We start from the raw sequence: 15,327 nt of genomic DNA, 5'->3' as shown, positions 1-15,327 counted from the left end.
ATGGATGGGATCCGACGAAAGAAGTGGAATTACTGAGCCACAAGGGTGTCCGCCGCGATGTCGTGCTGACACTGCGGGCAGATGCCCCTGTACACCACCTCGGCGGACAGCAGCGTGAAGCCGTGGTCCTGCGAGGGGGTGAGACACGGTGCGTGTCCCACCGCGCACGGCACGTCCTGGATGAGGCCGCAGCGGGTGCAGTACGCGTGGTGGTGGTTGTCCCCGGTGCGGATCTCGTACCGCGCCGGGGATCCGGGCGGTTCGAACTTGGACACCATGCCGATGGTCGCGAGGTCCGCGAGGACCACGTAGACGGACTGCACGGACATGTTCGGCAGGACCGAGCGGACCTGCCGCACGGTGTCCTCCGCCGTGGCGTGCGGCACGGCGTCCACGGCATCCAGCACCGCGAGACGCTGCTTGGTGACCCTGCGCCCGTGGGAGCGCAGGTGCGAGGTCCACTCGTCCTGTCGGGGACGGGTGGCGGTCTCGGCGGTGGTCTCCATGCCCTTGAGACTAGCCTTATTCTGAGCAATTCATAACAGTTAGTGCGACCTAACCCGTGTTCCGGCGCGTGATTCCGGGCTTCGTGCCGGTACGGGCGCCCCACGCGGGCGGCGCCCCGGAGTCGGCAGCTGCACCACTTCCACCCGTCCGCCGACGCTCCGGGAGGCGTTCCACGTCCCTCGCCCCGGTGCCGCCCACCAGGGGTCGGAAGGAGTGGGGAGTGACCCCGGGGAGGAGTGGCGGCGGCGTCGTGGCACCGGTGCTGAAAAAAAGTTTTCGGATTCCGCGTCACGATCCGTCATCCCGCGCGTCTACACAGTGAATCGCGTGCGGGCTGCACAAGATTCCGGACGGCCCGATCGCTCTGGGGCCGACGAGCCGGTGCCACGGTCAGTACGGGGACGCATCACGTGGCGCACGGTGGGCGAGAGCGTCTCTCTGCCGGGCGGGCTGCCCGGCGCGGGGGAGAGAGAACGGTACTAGGAGACGGGGGCGGGATCGGCGGGGGGCCGATCTCGCCCCCGACCGGCTTCCCGTCCCTGTGTCCTCCCCCGTCATCCGGCGCCGCGGCCTGCCGCTTCCCAGCGGGGGCTGACACAATGGAGCAACGGTTCACCCATCCACGTGTCAGAGAGCGCCATGTCACACAGAGCAGGACCACGCCCCGGAGGCACCCCGGATCACGACGAGCAGCCCGCGAGCGACGCGCAGCTGCTCACCGCCGTGCGCGCGGGGGACTCCGCGGCGTTCGGGGAACTGTTCGAGCGGCACCGCGGGGCAGCGCTCGCCGTGGCACGCATGCACTCCCGCAACGAGGCCGATGCGCAGGACCTGGTCTCCGAGGCGTTCACCCGGGTGCTCGGGCTGCTCCGGGAGGGCCGGGGACCGCGCGAGTTCCTGCGGGCCTACCTGGTCACGGCCGTGTCCCGACTGGCCGCGGACCGCGCCAACGACCTCACCCGCACCCGCCCGGAGGCCCCGCAGCCGGACGGCCCGCTGGACCGCGTGGAGTTCTTCGACGACGTCGTGGTGCGCCAGGTGGACTCCGCCGTGGTCGCCCGCGCCTTCGCGTCCCTGCCCGAGCGCTGGCAGGAGGTCCTGTGGTACCTCGAGGTCGAGGGGCGCAGACCCCGCCAGGTGGCGTCCGTGGTGGGGGTCCGCCCCAACGCCGTCTCGGCCCTGGGCAAGCGCGCGCGGGAGGGGCTGCGCGCGGCCTACATGCAGGAGCACGTCTCCGCGCAGGCCCTGGAGGACTGCCACGAGTACTCGTCCCAGCTCGGGGCGTTCGCCCGCGGCTCCCTGACGCCGTCACGCACCAAGGTGGTCCAGGAGCACCTGGACCGGTGCTGCCGCTGCACCGCCGAGTACCTGCAGCTGCAGGAGCTCGGTCTCGGGCTGCGCGGCTGGATCCTGCCCGTCCTCGCGGCACTGCCCCTGTGGGGCGGCGCGGGCGGTCGCCTGGCCGAGGCCCTCGCGGGTCTGCCCCTGGTGGGGGCGGGCACCGCGGCGGCGGGCGCGCAGCTCGGCGCCACCGCCCCGGCCGCCCACGGCGCGGATGCGTCGGGCGGAACGGCGTCCGCCGGTGGTGGGACGTCCGCGGGAGGGGGAGGATCCCTCTCGTCGGCGGCGGGTGTCCTCACCGGCTCCGCCACGGGACTGTCCGTGGCCGCCGGGGCCGTGCTCGTGCTCGCGGTCTCCACCGTGGGCCTCACGAGCGTGCTCAACTCCCAGGCGGACACCCTCTCGGCCGGGCAGCACACCACCCAGCCGTCCCCCGACGACGACGCCGCCGGCGCCACGCCGAGTCGCGGTGCCGCACCGACGCGCGGGGCCGCGAAGAGCGACGGCGCGCGCGTCCCGGAACCCGCCGCCCCGGCGGGCCCGGGCGAGCAGCCGAGTGCCGCGGTGGAGGGGGACGGCGCTGCGGTGGAGGGGGGTGGTGCCGCGGATCACGGAACCGCTCCGAACGACCCCGTGCCGTCCGCGGACCGTGGGGGCGGGGACGCCGCTGCCGTGCCGAGCTCCGGTGCGTCGAGAGGCCCCGCAGCGGGTGCGGCGGTGCCGCGCCCCGAGGACCCGGGACTACCGGCCCCCGTGCCGTGGTACACCGCGCCGGGATCCGCACCCGTCCAGCCGACCATCCCGCCCACCTCGCCGATAGCCACACCAACGGTGCCGACGTCCGCACCCGTCCATCCGACGCCCACGCCCAGCACGAGCACTCTGCTGCCCAATCCGGCGCCCGGGGAGTCCAAGACTCCGGTGCCCCCACCGTCCGAGAACGTCCCGCCCGTTCCAGTTCCGAGCGAACCCGTTCCCCCGAAGGTTTCATGTGAGGAATTCATCCCGGGCTTAATCGATGTGTGTTTCCCCGGGTGACCCGCCCCGCACGGGACACCTGCCGGGTGCGCGTCCACGGGCATGGGGCCGGCCACGAAGGGCCACCCGGGAGGGTCGTCGCGGCCCTCCCGCACGACGACTGGGCACGAAGACAGCTTGTACAGCCACACGGAGGAGAACACTGAATGCACCGGCACCACAACGGCTTGAAGACGGTCCTGCTCCTGGGCGGGATGTGGGCGGTCCTGCTGGGCATCGGCTGGGTCATCGCGGGCACCACGCGCAGCTCGTTCTTCATCGTGCTGTTCGCGGCGCTCGGGCTGTTCGGCACGGCGTACAGCTACTGGAACTCGGACAAGCTCGCCATCCGCTCCATGCGCGCGGTCCCGGTGACGCCGCAGCAGGCCCCGGCCATGCACCGGATCGTGGGCGACCTGTCCCGGGCGGCCGGGCAGCCCATGCCCCGGTTGTTCATCGCCCCCACCATGAGTCCCAATGCCTTCGCCACCGGGCGCAACCCGGAGCACGCCGCGGTGTGCTGCACGGAGGGCATCCTGCAGCTGCTGGACGAGCGCGAGCTGCGCGGTGTGCTGGGCCACGAGCTCATGCACGTCTACAACCGGGACATCCTGACCTCGTCGGTGGCGGCCGCGGTGGCGGGAATCATCACCTCCGCCGCCCAGATGCTGCAGTTCGCGGCGATCTTCGGCGGGGGCCGCGGTGACGACAACCGCGGCGGCAACGCCCTGGTGGGTCTGCTCATGGCGCTGCTGGCACCCCTGGCGGCCACGGTCATCCAGCTGGCGATCTCCCGGACCCGCGAGTTCGACGCGGACGAGGACGGCTCCCGGCTCACCGGGGACCCGTTGGCGCTGGCCTCCGCGCTGCGCAAGATCGAGGGCGGTGCGGCCCAGCGCCCCATGGACCCCGAGGACCAGCGACTGGTTAACACCTCGCACCTGATGATCGCCAACCCGTTCCGCGGGGGAGCGGTCACCGGGCTCTTCCGCACCCACCCCGCCACCGGGGAGCGGATCGCCCGGTTGGAGGCCATGGCGCGCGGCGGCCGCGCGGACGGCCGCTGACCACCCGGGGCAGCGGGCGGCGTCATCCGGCGGGCACGGACGGCAGAAGGGCAGAAGGAGGAGCCCGTGAACACCGCTGACGGGTCGTCCTGCGGGCAGGAACGGCAGAAGGGCCGGGACGGTGGCTTCCGTCCCGGCCCTTCCGCGTCCGCTCAGCGGTAGTTCATGAACTGCAGGTCGACCTCCAGGTCCGCGCCCTTGAGCAGGGCGATCACGTCCTGCAGGTCGTCCCGGGACTTGGAGGAGACGCGCAGCTCGTCCCCCTGGATGGTGGCCTTGACACCCTTGGGACCCTCGTCCCGGATCAGCTTGGTGATCTTCTTGGCCTGGTCCTGGGCGATGCCCTCCTTGACGGCGGACTCGATGCGGTACTCCTTGCCGGAGGCGTACGGGTCACCGGCGTCCAGCGACTTCAGCGAGATGCCGCGCTTGACCAGCTTGGACTGGAACACGTCCAGCACGGCCAGGGCGCGCTCCTCGGAGTTGGCCTTGATCAGGATCTTCTCCCCGGAGAAGTCGATGTCCGCGCCCACGCCGCGGAAGTCGTAGCGCTGGGCCACTTCCTTCTGCGCCTGGTTCAGGGCGTTCGCCACTTCCTGCTTGTCCACCTTGCTGACCACGTCGAACGATGATTCCGATGCCACTGTCTACTCCTCGACTGCTCGGGTGCGAACCGGGGAACGCGGTGCGCTCACGCGTTCCAGAACTGCCTGACCCGGTCCGCGAGCTGGCGTCCCTGCGCGAGACCGGCCTCGAACGAGGGTATCCGACTCGCCGGATCCAGGGGGTTCGTGCCGAACGCCGCGTGGCTGGCCTCGTCCGCGGTGACGTGCAGTGCGCTGCCGGTCTCCTCGATCATGCGCAGCGACTGGTCCAGGGTGGGCCCGAAGGGACTCGTGGGCGGCTCCGGGTTGCACGAGACCACGAGCACCTTGTCGTACCCGGCGGCGAGGTCCGCGTTGGTCGCGGAGCGCATGCCGCCGTCCATGTAGGCGTGGCCGTCGATGTGCACCAGGGGGAACACCATGGGAACCGTGCAGCTCGCTGCCACGGCCTTCACCAGGGGCACGCCGCTCTCGGCGTCGAAGACCGTGAACTCGCCGTCCGCAGTGTCCACGGCGGTCAGTGCCAGCTTTCCCTCCGGCCACTCCTGCGGCAGCGGGTGGCCGATGCGCGCGAGCCACGCCTCCTCGCTCATGGCAGGGGTCGACGCCGCCGCCTGCGCCCCGATCCGTGCGCGCCCGTTCTGCGGGTCCGTGGCGCCCTGCGCGGCCGCCCCCATCATCTGCATGAACTGCTCCGGGTCGAACGGCGGGGCGGCCGATGCTGAGGCGGGCCGCTCGGCGTCGTCGTCCTGGGCGAGCTCCGCCTGCAGGGACTCCGTGCTGATGGCGCCGGCGCGCAGCCGCACCGCAACCGAGGACCCGGCGGACGTGCCCACCACGAGATCCGCGGCGCCGAGATCCGCCCCGGACTCGAGGAGCCCCGCGAGGAGACCGCTCTCCCACGCGATGCCTGCCGTTCCCCCGCCCCCGAGGACGATGGCGCGGGTTGTCGGTGTGGTGTTCTGCATGGTGTTCGCCTCCTGGCTGCGGGGTGCTCGGCCATCCCGTGGCGGGAGACCGGGTCCCCGGATGTGAATGCTCTGCGGCTCCATGATCAGGCGACTGATCAGTTGCGGTCAACCGTTCGGGCCGCGTCCTCGGCGATTTTGGGGCCCCGTGGCCCACCGTGTACTGTTGAGGTGCTTCGCCGCGCAGGACTCCTGCGTGGGCAGGGCGTCTCGGCAGGTTACCCGAGCGGCCAAAGGGGGCTGACTGTAAATCAGCTGGCAATGCCTACGGGGGTTCGAATCCCTCACCTGCCACCGAGATGATGTGCCGCACATCGATCCAGGGATTCCTCGGACCACACGGTCCGGGGAATCCCTTTTTTCGTGCCCGCCGGCGGGCCCTGTCCACCCGCAGGGCGTTCCTTGAGCCCGCAGTGAACGATCTGGAGAGCACGGGAACCGGACCCCTAGGGTGGGTGTCATGGCTACTGTTGACATCACCCAGGACACCCTGGGTCAGACCATTTCCGACAACGAGATCGTGTTGCTGGACTGGTGGGCGGAATGGTGCGGACCGTGCAAGCAGTTCGCACCCACCTACGAGGCCGCTTCGGAGAACAACCCGGAGATCGTGTTCGGCAAGGTGGACACCGAGGCCGAGCAGGGCCTGGCCGCCGCCGCCCAGATCTCCTCCATCCCCACGCTCATGGCGTTCCGCGAGGGCATCATGGTGTTCTCGCAGCCGGGCGCCCTGCCCGCGGCATCGCTGGAGCAGGTCATCGACGCCGTCAAGAACCTGGACATGGACGAGGTCCGCGCCGAGGTGGAGAAGCAGGCCCAGCAGGCCGAGTCCGCCGCCGCGCCGGAGGCCCCCGAGAACTGAGGCGCGCACGGCTCCTGAGCCGTGCTCCGGGCCCCGCGCCGGGGCAGCACGACGCAGAACGCCACGAGGGCGGTTCCCCCGACGGGGAGCCGCCCTCGTGGCGTCCCCGGACTCCCGGGCCGCCCGGCACCCGGTCCGGCACGGGGAGCGGGCGCTCCGCATGAACCGTCCCGCGCGGGCGGGGTTCGTCCGCTAGGCCGCGGAGACCCCCAGCAGGGACCCGATGAGGAACGTGGCGGCCAGGGCGATCGCGCCGCCCACCACCACGCGGATGGCCGCCCGGGCCACGTACGGGGTCTTCCCGAGCCGTGCGCCCAGCGTGCCGGTGAGCGCGAGCGCCACGAGCACGGCCGCGAACGTGATGGGGATCCGCCACTCCGGCGGCGGGAGGAGGATGGCCAGCATGGGCAGCAGCGAACCCACGAAGAACGCCAGGGCGGAGGAGATGGCGGCCGCCCACGGGCTGGCGATGTCGTCCGGGTCGATGCCCAGTTCCGCGTCCAGGTGGGCTCGCAGCACGTCCTTCTCGGACAGCTCGATCGCCACCTGGCGGGCGGTCTCCTCGCTCAGTCCGCGCTCGCGGTAGAGGCCGGCGAGCTCCTCGAGCTCGGCCTCCGGCATCTCCTCGAGTTCCCGCTTCTCCTTCTCGATGAGCGCCTCCTCCGAGTCCTTCTGGCTGGACACGGAGACGTACTCGCCCAGGGCCATGGAGAGCGCGCCGCCGATCACGGCCGCGGATCCGGCCACGAGGATGGGCCCGGTCGAGACGGTGGCGCCGGCCACGCCCACCACGGTGGCGGCCACGGACACGATGCCGTCGTTCGCGCCGAGAACCCCGGCGCGCAGCTTGTTGAGTTTGTCCCCCGACTTCTGGGCATGGGGTTCTGCCATGGTGTGCTGTGACATGGGAGTAGTGTGCGCCGGAATCCTCCGGTCTTCCAGGCAGGGCAGCCAAACCTCAGCCCGCGGGGTGGCGCGCGGAGGCGGTTGCCGGCCGGTCAGTGGTGGCGGTGGTCCTGCGGGCTGAGCCGCGGTCCGAACGAGGGTTTGCGGTGGCCGCTGGCCATGAGGAGCCGCACCACGCGCTGGCGGTGACCACGCCACGGCTCGAGCAGCTCGAGCATGCGCTCATCGGAGCCCGGGGCGCCGTCGAAGAACCAGCACACGTGGTCCGCCAGGTGGTAGTCGAAGACGCTCACCCCGTCCGGGTCCCCGTGGGTGCACTGCGTGATCTCCGCGGCGGTCCACGGCCCGATCCCGCCGATGGACTGCAGTGCGGCGCGGACCCGCGCCGGATCCGGGTCGAGTGCGAGGCGTTCGAGGGCGGGGGCCCGGTGCACCGTGCGCATCACGGTCGCCGACCGCGCCGGGTCCACGCCCGCGCGGTGCCACCGCCAGGACGGCACCCGCCGCCACTGCTCCGCGGTGGGTGGCACTCGCATCCCGTGCGGGGCGGGGCCGGGCGCGGGCTCGGCGATCCACCGCAGCAGGGCGCGGTGGGCCCGCACGGCCTCGAGCGCGGTCACCCGCTGCTCCAGGATCGCCACGACGGCGCGGTCCAGCACCGCACCCGTGGCGGTCAACCGCATGCCCGGGTGCGTGTGCCGTGCCCGCCGCAGTGCGTGCGGCAGCTGCTCGAACGCGGGGGAGGACTCGAACTCGTGCCACGTGTCCGCCTCGCCCACCCACCGGGGGGCGGAGGGCAGCCACTGCCGCGCTCCGGGGCCCCAGGCCGCCACGAGCACGTCCCGCTCGAGCGGGTTCGCCCCCGGCTCCAGCGGTGCGCGGGAGAACCGCGCGCTCACGGGCAGCCCGCGGCACCGGGTGGTGAGCCAGACGCAGTCCTCGCCGAGGACCCGCAGCGTGGGGTCCTCGCCCCCGCGACCGAGCACGCGCAGCGTCTGCCCGAGATGGAGGGGGCCGGACGGTGTCCAGCGCAACCGGGCGGGCTCCGCGGCCGCGCACGGACGTGCTCCGCCCCCCTGCCGCGCCGTCCGCACCTCCGTGGTCATGCGGTGATGCTGTCACGGGGCTCCGACACGCGGGGCGGGCCGGGGTATCCTGCCACCGGGCGCCGTGAGGCGGCTCACCTCCGCCCGGATACCCCGGATACCCCGGATACCCCGGATACCCCGGGTGCCCCGGGTGCCAGCGTGCCGTTCGGTTCGTCGCTCCCGATCGGCGGCGGGTCCCCCGCAGCCGTCCGCGGCCCGGCCACCGTGCGGTGCCGTGACGACCGTCCGGCCCCGCGCCCCGGACCGGCAGGGCCCCGCCCAGCACGACCGCGCACCACGACGCACACCCCTCGACCGCGGACGGAGGACCGGTGACGCACCACCCCTCGGGCCCCGACACCCCCGCCGCGGGTGGATCCCCCGCCGCTCCGGTCCGTTCCCGCTCCCGGGCCTGGGCGCACGCACGCGGGGCGCGGTTGCTCCCGGTGCTCGTGGGTTCGCTCGCCACCGCGCTGTACTGCGCGCTCTCGTGGAGCCAGTGGATCCGCTGGGACGTGCCCTCGTGGGACAACGCGATCTTCACCCAGCTGCTCTCCTCCTACGCATCCGGCCGCGGACCCGTGGTGGACCTCAAGGGGCACGGGTTCGACCTGCTGGGGGACCACTTCCACCCCCTGCTGATCGTGCTGGCCCCGCTGTACCGGGTGTTCCCCTCCGCCCTCACCCCGATGCTCGCCCAGGACGTGCTGTTCGGGATCTCCGCGGCCGTGGTCACGCGGTGCGCGGCACGGGTGCTGCATCCGGCCCCCGCGCTGGCCCTCGGAGCGGCCTACGCCCTGAGCTTCGGACTGCAGAACGCGGTGGCGGTGCAGTTCCACGAGATCGCACTGGCGGTCCCGCTGCTCGCCGCGGGCCTCTGCGCGCTCCGGGAACGGCGCTGGGTCGCCGCCGCCCTGTGGAGCGCACCGGTCGCACTCGTCAAGGAGGACCTCGGGATCACGGTGGCCGCGATCGGCGCCCTGGCGCTCGGCCACGCGGCGCGTCCCGGTCTGCACCGCGGCCTCCCCGCCGTGCGACGTCGCTGGGCCGGCTTCCTCTCGCCCCCGCCCCGCTCACCCGGTGAGCGTGCCCCGGGGAGCGCGGCGGCGGCGTCGTCGCCCCGGGGGACCGCTCGGGACGCGGGACGGGGGCCCCGGCGGCGGCACCCCGGGAAGGTGCTGCGGGACCCGGCGCTGCTGTGCGGGGCGGTGCTCGTGGTGTGGGGTGTGCTGGTGTCCGCGCTCGCGGTGGGCGTGATCCTGCCGGCGCTGAACCCCTCGGGGGAGTTCGCGTACGCGGACAAGCTGGACGTGGCCGGTCTGCTCCGGGACCCGGCGAGCGCGGTGATCCTGCAGGTGGTCCCGGCACGGAAGCTCGTGACGTGGTCGCTGCTGCTGCTGAGCGGGGCGGTGGTGGCCGTGCGCTCGCCGATCGCGCTCGCGGCGCTGCCCACCCTGGTGTGGCGCATGCTCTCGCCCAACGACGGGTACTGGGGTCCCGGCTGGCACTACAGCGCCGTTCTGATGCCCGTGCTCTTCGTGGCCCTGGTGGACGCGGTCGCGCGGCTGCGCGGTGACGCCGCGCGTGCCGGGTGGCGCTGGGACGCGGGCCGCGGCGGTCGGGATCCGGCCGGCGGGCTCGACCGGGACGCCGCGGCTCGCGAGGAAGACCCCGCGACGGCGTGGTCCCCGGGGAGGTCTCCCGGCACGGAGGCCACGGTGCTGCGGGCCATGGCCGCGGCCGCTCCCTGGGCGGCGCTGCTCGTGGGACTGCTGCTGAGCGCCCAGCTGCCCCTGGCCCAGCTGGCCGGCGCGTCCGCGTGGCAGCAGGATCCGCGGCACGCCGCGAAGGCCGCCGCCGTGGCGGAGGTGCCCCGCGGGGCCAGCGTGGCCTCGGACCTGTCCCTCATGAACGCCCTGGTGAGCCGCGCCCGGGTGCACTGGATCGGCAGCACGGGTGATCCTGCGCCCGAGTACGTCGTCGTGGACCGCTCCAGCGGCACGTGGGGGGACGCGCCCCCGCAGGACGTGGCGGACTACGCGCGGGACGTCTACGGCCGCGAGTACACCGTGGTGAGTGACGAGCAGAACATCGTGGTGGCGCGGTTGCGGTCCTGATCGTGGGCTACGGTGCGCTAGACTGGGTGCTCATCATCCCGGTTTCTCGTCCTTCGCCACCGTTTCGCCGTCAGCGGCATGTCGGTCCTGGACTTCAGCGGTAGTACCGCGCGCACCGGTGCCAGTCACTCATTCCACCGAAGCGAGGTTCTTCCGTGCCCACTGAATCCACCCCTGAGCACTCCGCCCCCGAGGGCGATCCCACCGCGGCTCCCGTGACCCACGAGGTCGAGACCGCGAACGAGTCCGAGCGCCCCGCCGCTCCCGCCGCGGACGAGACGTCCGAACCCACTCCTCCCACGTTCGCCGAGCTCGGCGTGGACGGCCGCGTGCTGGCCGCGCTCGACGAGGTGGGCTACGAGTACCCCTCGCCCATCCAGGCCGCCACGATCCCCGCGCTGCTCAGCGGCCGCGACGTCGTGGGCCTGGCCCAGACCGGCACCGGCAAGACCGCGGCCTTCGCGGTCCCGGCGCTGTCCAAGCTCGCGGAGCTCTCGGACCTGCACGGTCCCCAGCGCACCACTCGCGTGCTCGTGCTGGCCCCCACCCGTGAGCTGGCCCTGCAAGTGGCGGAGGCCTTCGGCTCCTACGCCACCCACCTGGAGGACTTCACCGTGCTGCCCGTGTACGGCGGCTCCTCCTACGGCCCGCAGCTGGCCGGACTCAAGCGCGGTGCGCAGGTGGTCGTGGGCACCCCCGGGCGCGTGATCGACCACCTGTCCAAGGGATCCCTCAAGCTGGACGACATCGCCTACGTGGTGCTGGACGAGGCGGACGAGATGCTGCGCATGGGCTTCTCCGAGGACGTGGAGAAGATCCTGTCCCAGACCCCCACCGAGAAGCAGGTGGCCCTGTTCTCCGCCACCATGCCCAAGGCCATCCGCCGGATCGCCCAGCAGTACCTGCGGGACCCGCAGGAGATCACGGTCAAGGCCAAGACCACCACGGGCACCAACACCCGCCAGCGCTACATGCAGGTCATGGGCCCCCACAAGCTGGACGCCATGACCCGCGTGCTCGAGGTGGAGGACTACGACGGCGTGATCGTCTTCGTGCGCACCAAGGCCGCCACCGAGGAGATCGCGGACAAGCTCAAGGCCCGCGGCTACACCGCCGCCGCGATCAACGGCGACATCCCCCAGAACCTGCGCGAGCGCACCGTGGACTCCCTGCGCGAGGGCAAGATCGACATCCTCGTGGCCACGGACGTGGCCGCCCGCGGTCTGGACGTGGAGCGGATCTCCCTGGTGGTCAACTACGACATCCCCCACGACACCGAGTCCTACGTGCACCGCATCGGCCGCACGGGCCGCGCCGGTCGCAAGGGTGAGGCCATCCTCTTCATGACGCCGCGCGAGAAGTACCTGCTGCGCGCCATCGAGAAGGCCACCCGCCAGCCCGTGGAGCAGATGCGCGTGCCCTCCACGGACGAGGTCAACCAGACCCGCAAGGACAACTTCGCGCAGCAGATCGAGGAGACCATCGAGTCCGAGGACCTCGGGCTGTTCCGCGAGCTGGTGGAGCGCTACGAGGCCGAGCACGACGTGGACGCCGTGGAGATCGCCGCCGCCCTGGCCGTGATCGCGCAGAACGGCCGCCCCTTCCTCGTGGAGGACCTCCCGGACGTGCCCCAGCGCAAGCGCGACCGCGAGCGCAAGGACGGGGACGGCCCCCGCAGCCGCCGCTCCCCGGGCGACGAGGCCGGCATGCGGACCTACAAGCTGGCCGTGGGCCACCGCGACCGCGTGGTTCCCGGTGCCGTGGTGGGTGCGCTCACGCACGAGGGCGGGCTCAACGGCTCGCAGATCGGGGCGATCGACATCCGCCCCACGTTCACCCTGGTGGGTCTGCCCGAGAACCTGCCCGCGGGCACCCTGGACAAGCTGTCCAGCACCCAGATCAACGGCGCGCCCATCCGGATCCAGGAGGACCGCGGGCCCGGCGGTGCGCGCAGCGGCGGGGGCAACCGCTTCCGCGGCGGCGACCGGGACCGCGGACCCCGCAACGACCGTGGCGGCTACCGGGCAGACCGCGGGGGCTACGACGACCGCGGTGACCGCGGTGGGTACCGCGACGACCGCCGCGGGTACCGCGACGACCGCGGTGGTGGGCGGCCGCGCGGCGGTGGGTCCTCCTACCAGGACCGCCCGCGCAAGAAGGGCTACCCCAGGAACAACGGCTACTCGGACGGTTACTCCGGCCGCTGATCCCGGCTGACCCGGTTCACGGCCACGGCCCCTCGCTCCCCGCGGAGCGAGGGGCCGTCGCCGTTCCGGGTTCGTTGCGCAGGGGGGAGCGGGACCCGTTTCCGGGGTGCTTCGACCGGGTGTTCGAGGGGTCCGGGCCGTTTTGTGCAACGCGCGACGATGCTGTTAGAGTGTTCCGCGTTGCCCCGATAGCTCAGTGGTAGAGCGCCATCTTGGTAAGATGGAGGTCCCGGGATCGATTCCCGGTCGGGGCTCTCATGGTGAGAACTCACGGATCCTCGTGATCCGTCCGATCCACCCATGACGTGGCGGTGTAGCTCAGCTGGTTAGAGCGCACGACTCATAATCGTGAGGTCGACGGATCGAGCCCGTCCACCGCTACCGTTCAGGCGCCGTTCCCCTCGGGGAGCGGCGCCTTTTCCGTGCTCGGCCTCGGTGCGGAACGCGCGCGTGCGCGCTGCGGCGGCCACGCGGCGTCGTCGGCCCGGGGCTGGCGAGGGGCCGATAGGCTGGGCGCACAGCCGTCCGTCGAAACGAGGAGACCATGGCCGTATCCCAAGACGTGGTGGGCACCACCTACCCGTCCATCCCCCCGTACCTGGTGGGGCGAGAGAAGATCCGCGAGTTCGCCGCCGCCGTCAAGGCCGCGGACCCCGCCCACCACGACGTCGCCTCGGCCCGTGCCGCGGGCTACACGGACCTCGTGGCGCCGCCCACCTTCGCGGTCGTCGTGTCCCAGCGCGCGGACGCGGCACTCGTGAACGATCCCGCGGCGGGCATCGACTTCTCGCGCGTGGTCCACGCGGACCAGCGCTTCACGCACCACCGCCCGATCGTGGCGGGGGACGAGCTCACCGCGGCCGTGACGGTGGACGCGGTGCGTCCCCTCGGGTCGGGGGCCATGGTCACCTCGCGCGTGGAGATCACCACGGTGGCGGGGGAGAAGGTGGCGACCACCGTGTCGTCGCTGCTGGTGCGGGGGGAGGAGCAGTGAACGTGGACTTCGAGAGCCTCGAGAAGGGCCAGCGGATCGGGGAGCGCCGGGTGGCGGTGTCCCGGGCGGACCTCGTGGCCTACGCGGGGGCCTCCGGCGACATGAACCCCATCCACTGGAACCGGGAGTTCGCACGGTCCGTGGGGCTTCCCGACGTGATCGCCCACGGCATGTTCACCATGGGCGCCGCGGTGTCCCTGGTGACCGAGTGGGCCGGTGATCCCGGGGCCGTGGTGGACTACCAGACCCGCTTCACGAAGCCCGTGGTGGTCCCGAACGCGTACGACGCCCGTGTGGAACCGAGCACGACGCTCACAGTGAGCGGCGTCATCGGTGCCGTGGACCCGGACGCCCGCACGGTCCGGGTGGATCTCACGGTCACCGCCCCGGACCTCACGGAACCGGACGCGGATCCCGCCACCGCCAAGGCCCTCAAGGTGCTGGTCAAGGCGCAGGCCGTGGTGGGGTTCCCCCACTAGGATTGGTCACCATGAACGCACCCCGCCTCTCCGAGCTCACGACCACGGCCGTGGGCGGTCCCGCCAGGCGCTACGTGGCGGCCACCACCGACGCGGAACTCGTGGCGGCCGTGGCCGCGGCGGACCGCGCGGGCGAACGCGTCCTGGTCGTGGGCGGCGGCTCCAACATCCTGGCCTCGGAGCGCCCGTTCGAGGGGACCGTGGTGCACGTGGCCACCCGGGGAATCACGGTCTCCGGCGGGTCGGAGGACCCGGCCGAGGCCCCGGACGGTGCACGCGGTGGCCGCGGCGGGCACGTGGTCGTGGACGTGGCCGCCGGGCACCCGTGGGACGAGCTCGTGCGCGAGACCGTGGAGCGCGGCCTCGCCGGCCTGGAGACGCTCTCCGGGATCCCCGGGACCACGGGGGCGACTCCGGTGCAGAACGTGGGTGCGTACGGCGCGGAGGTCTCCCAGACCATCACGCGGGTGCGGGTGTGGGACCGCACGGAGGGGCAAGAGCGCACCTTCACGTTCGAGGAACTGGAGTTCTCCTACCGGGACTCGCTGCTCAAGCGCAGCATGACCGACGGTTCGCCCCGCTACGTGGTGCTCGCCGTGACCTTCCACCTGGAGCCCCGCGAGGACTCCATTCCCATCCGCTACGCCCAGCTCGCCGCGGCACTGGGGGTCGAGGTGGGGCAGCGCGCACCGCTGGCCGTCGTGCGGGACACGGTGCTGCGGCTGCGGGGGAGCAAGGGCATGGTGCTGGACCCGGCGGACCGCGACACGTTCAGCACGGGGTCCTTCTTCACCAATCCCGTGGTGCCCGAGCTCGAGCTCACCGACCGCATCCCCGGGGACGCCCCCCGCTACCCCGTCCTGGATGCGCGCGGGCACACCGTGGACGGCGCGGTGAAGTTCTCCGCGGCGTGGCTCATCGACCACGCCGGGTTCGGCAAGGGCTTCGGGCTGCCGGGCACTCGCAACGAGCTGCTGGACCTGGAGGGGGTCGCCGTGGCGGACGGCCGGGCATCCCTGTCCGCCAAGCACACCCTTGCCATGACCAACCGGGGCGACGCCACGGGCGAGGACGTCGCGGCCGTGGCCCGCACGGTCCAGCGCGGTGTCGAGCAGGTATTCGGGGTCCGGCTGGAACCGGAGCCGGTCCTGCTCGGGCTGAGCCTCTGA

Annotated in this window: 13 protein-coding genes and 3 tRNA genes; 11 read left to right on the top strand and 5 right to left on the bottom strand. The window is 72.5% G+C overall.

Annotation, left to right across the window (positions count from 1 at the left end; genetic code table 11):
- Window positions 1-29: 29 nt before the first annotated feature.
- Entirely contained in the window at window positions 30-506 is a 477-nt protein-coding gene (locus tag C1C97_RS05160) for a Fur family transcriptional regulator (protein ID WP_110920272.1), read from the bottom strand.
- Between the two features lie 640 nt (window positions 507-1,146).
- Between C1C97_RS05160 and C1C97_RS05155 the strand changes: the two genes are divergently transcribed.
- Both C1C97_RS05155 and htpX read left to right on the top strand, forming a co-directional pair.
- A complete protein-coding gene (locus C1C97_RS05155) occupies window positions 1,147-2,886 on the top strand; it encodes a sigma-70 family RNA polymerase sigma factor (RefSeq protein WP_121030293.1) in 1,740 nt (579 codons plus the stop codon).
- A 146-nt stretch (window positions 2,887-3,032) separates the two neighbouring features.
- Entirely contained in the window at window positions 3,033-3,932 is a 900-nt protein-coding gene (gene htpX, locus C1C97_RS05150; protein WP_110920851.1) for a zinc metalloprotease HtpX, read from the top strand.
- Window positions 3,933-4,084: 152 nt separating this feature from the next.
- Here the strand turns inward: htpX and C1C97_RS05145 are convergent, their stop codons facing one another.
- Complete coding sequence (locus C1C97_RS05145; protein WP_121030291.1) at window positions 4,085-4,576, bottom strand: YajQ family cyclic di-GMP-binding protein; 492 nt, start codon at window positions 4,574-4,576, stop codon at window positions 4,085-4,087.
- Between the two features lie 47 nt (window positions 4,577-4,623).
- The gene (locus C1C97_RS05140; RefSeq protein WP_121030289.1) at window positions 4,624-5,505 is read right to left on the bottom strand and encodes a patatin-like phospholipase family protein; all 882 of its coding nucleotides are present in this window, start codon (window positions 5,503-5,505) and stop codon (window positions 4,624-4,626) included.
- Between the two features lie 212 nt (window positions 5,506-5,717).
- On the opposite strand from C1C97_RS05140, the gene C1C97_RS05135 reads away from it, so the two are divergent.
- Both C1C97_RS05135 and C1C97_RS05130 read left to right on the top strand, forming a co-directional pair.
- A tRNA-Tyr gene (locus C1C97_RS05135) sits at window positions 5,718-5,799 on the top strand.
- Window positions 5,800-5,965: 166 nt separating this feature from the next.
- A complete protein-coding gene (locus tag C1C97_RS05130; protein WP_110920848.1) occupies window positions 5,966-6,367 on the top strand; it encodes a thioredoxin family protein in 402 nt (133 codons plus the stop codon).
- 192 nt (window positions 6,368-6,559) lie between these two features.
- Here the strand turns inward: C1C97_RS05130 and C1C97_RS05125 are convergent, their stop codons facing one another.
- Window positions 6,560-7,273, bottom strand: coding sequence for a VIT1/CCC1 transporter family protein (locus tag C1C97_RS05125; protein ID WP_121030288.1), 714 nt, complete (start codon window positions 7,271-7,273; stop codon window positions 6,560-6,562).
- Between the two features lie 92 nt (window positions 7,274-7,365).
- Window positions 7,366-8,379, bottom strand: coding sequence for a DNA-3-methyladenine glycosylase family protein (locus C1C97_RS05120; RefSeq protein WP_121030286.1), 1,014 nt, complete (start codon window positions 8,377-8,379; stop codon window positions 7,366-7,368).
- Between the two features lie 314 nt (window positions 8,380-8,693).
- On the opposite strand from C1C97_RS05120, the gene C1C97_RS05115 reads away from it, so the two are divergent.
- The 7 genes from C1C97_RS05115 (at window position 8,694) to C1C97_RS05085 (ending at window position 15,327) form a co-directional block, all read left to right on the top strand.
- Window positions 8,694-10,478 carry a DUF2079 domain-containing protein gene (locus C1C97_RS05115; RefSeq protein ID WP_121030284.1) on the top strand — a complete coding sequence of 595 codons (1,785 nt, stop codon included), beginning with the start codon at window positions 8,694-8,696 and terminating at the stop codon, window positions 10,476-10,478.
- 155 nt (window positions 10,479-10,633) lie between these two features.
- Complete coding sequence (locus tag C1C97_RS05110; protein ID WP_407657247.1) at window positions 10,634-12,685, top strand: DEAD/DEAH box helicase; 2,052 nt, start codon at window positions 10,634-10,636, stop codon at window positions 12,683-12,685.
- A gap of 182 nt (window positions 12,686-12,867) precedes the next feature.
- Window positions 12,868-12,939, top strand: a tRNA-Thr gene (locus C1C97_RS05105).
- A gap of 53 nt (window positions 12,940-12,992) precedes the next feature.
- A tRNA-Met gene (locus C1C97_RS05100) sits at window positions 12,993-13,066 on the top strand.
- Window positions 13,067-13,229: 163 nt separating this feature from the next.
- The gene (locus C1C97_RS05095) at window positions 13,230-13,679 is read left to right on the top strand and encodes an FAS1-like dehydratase domain-containing protein (RefSeq protein ID WP_121030282.1); all 450 of its coding nucleotides are present in this window, start codon (window positions 13,230-13,232) and stop codon (window positions 13,677-13,679) included.
- Entirely contained in the window at window positions 13,676-14,158 is a 483-nt protein-coding gene (locus C1C97_RS05090; protein ID WP_110920717.1) for a MaoC family dehydratase, read from the top strand. Before C1C97_RS05095 ends, C1C97_RS05090 begins: the two co-directional genes overlap by 4 nt.
- An 11-nt stretch (window positions 14,159-14,169) precedes the next feature.
- Complete coding sequence (locus C1C97_RS05085; RefSeq protein WP_121030280.1) at window positions 14,170-15,327, top strand: UDP-N-acetylmuramate dehydrogenase; 1,158 nt, start codon at window positions 14,170-14,172, stop codon at window positions 15,325-15,327.

The sequence above is a fragment of the Kocuria tytonis genome (genome assembly GCF_003226895.2).
GTDB lineage: Bacteria > Actinomycetota > Actinomycetes > Actinomycetales > Micrococcaceae > Kocuria > Kocuria tytonis.
This window is presented reverse-complemented; position numbering and strand designations above follow the sequence as displayed.

Coding starts and splice junctions, on each gene's coding strand:
- C1C97_RS05160 (WP_110920272.1), bottom strand. CDS start 506: ATGGAGACCACCGCCGAGACCGCCACCCGTCCCCGACAGGACGAGTGG.
- C1C97_RS05155 (WP_121030293.1), top strand. CDS start 1,147: ATGTCACACAGAGCAGGACCACGCCCCGGAGGCACCCCGGATCACGAC.
- htpX (WP_110920851.1), top strand. CDS start 3,033: ATGCACCGGCACCACAACGGCTTGAAGACGGTCCTGCTCCTGGGCGGG.
- C1C97_RS05140 (WP_121030289.1), bottom strand. CDS start 5,505: ATGCAGAACACCACACCGACAACCCGCGCCATCGTCCTCGGGGGCGGG.
- C1C97_RS05130 (WP_110920848.1), top strand. CDS start 5,966: ATGGCTACTGTTGACATCACCCAGGACACCCTGGGTCAGACCATTTCC.
- C1C97_RS05125 (WP_121030288.1), bottom strand. CDS start 7,273: ATGTCACAGCACACCATGGCAGAACCCCATGCCCAGAAGTCGGGGGAC.
- C1C97_RS05120 (WP_121030286.1), bottom strand. CDS start 8,379: ATGACCACGGAGGTGCGGACGGCGCGGCAGGGGGGCGGAGCACGTCCG.
- C1C97_RS05095 (WP_121030282.1), top strand. CDS start 13,230: ATGGCCGTATCCCAAGACGTGGTGGGCACCACCTACCCGTCCATCCCC.
- C1C97_RS05085 (WP_121030280.1), top strand. CDS start 14,170: ATGAACGCACCCCGCCTCTCCGAGCTCACGACCACGGCCGTGGGCGGT.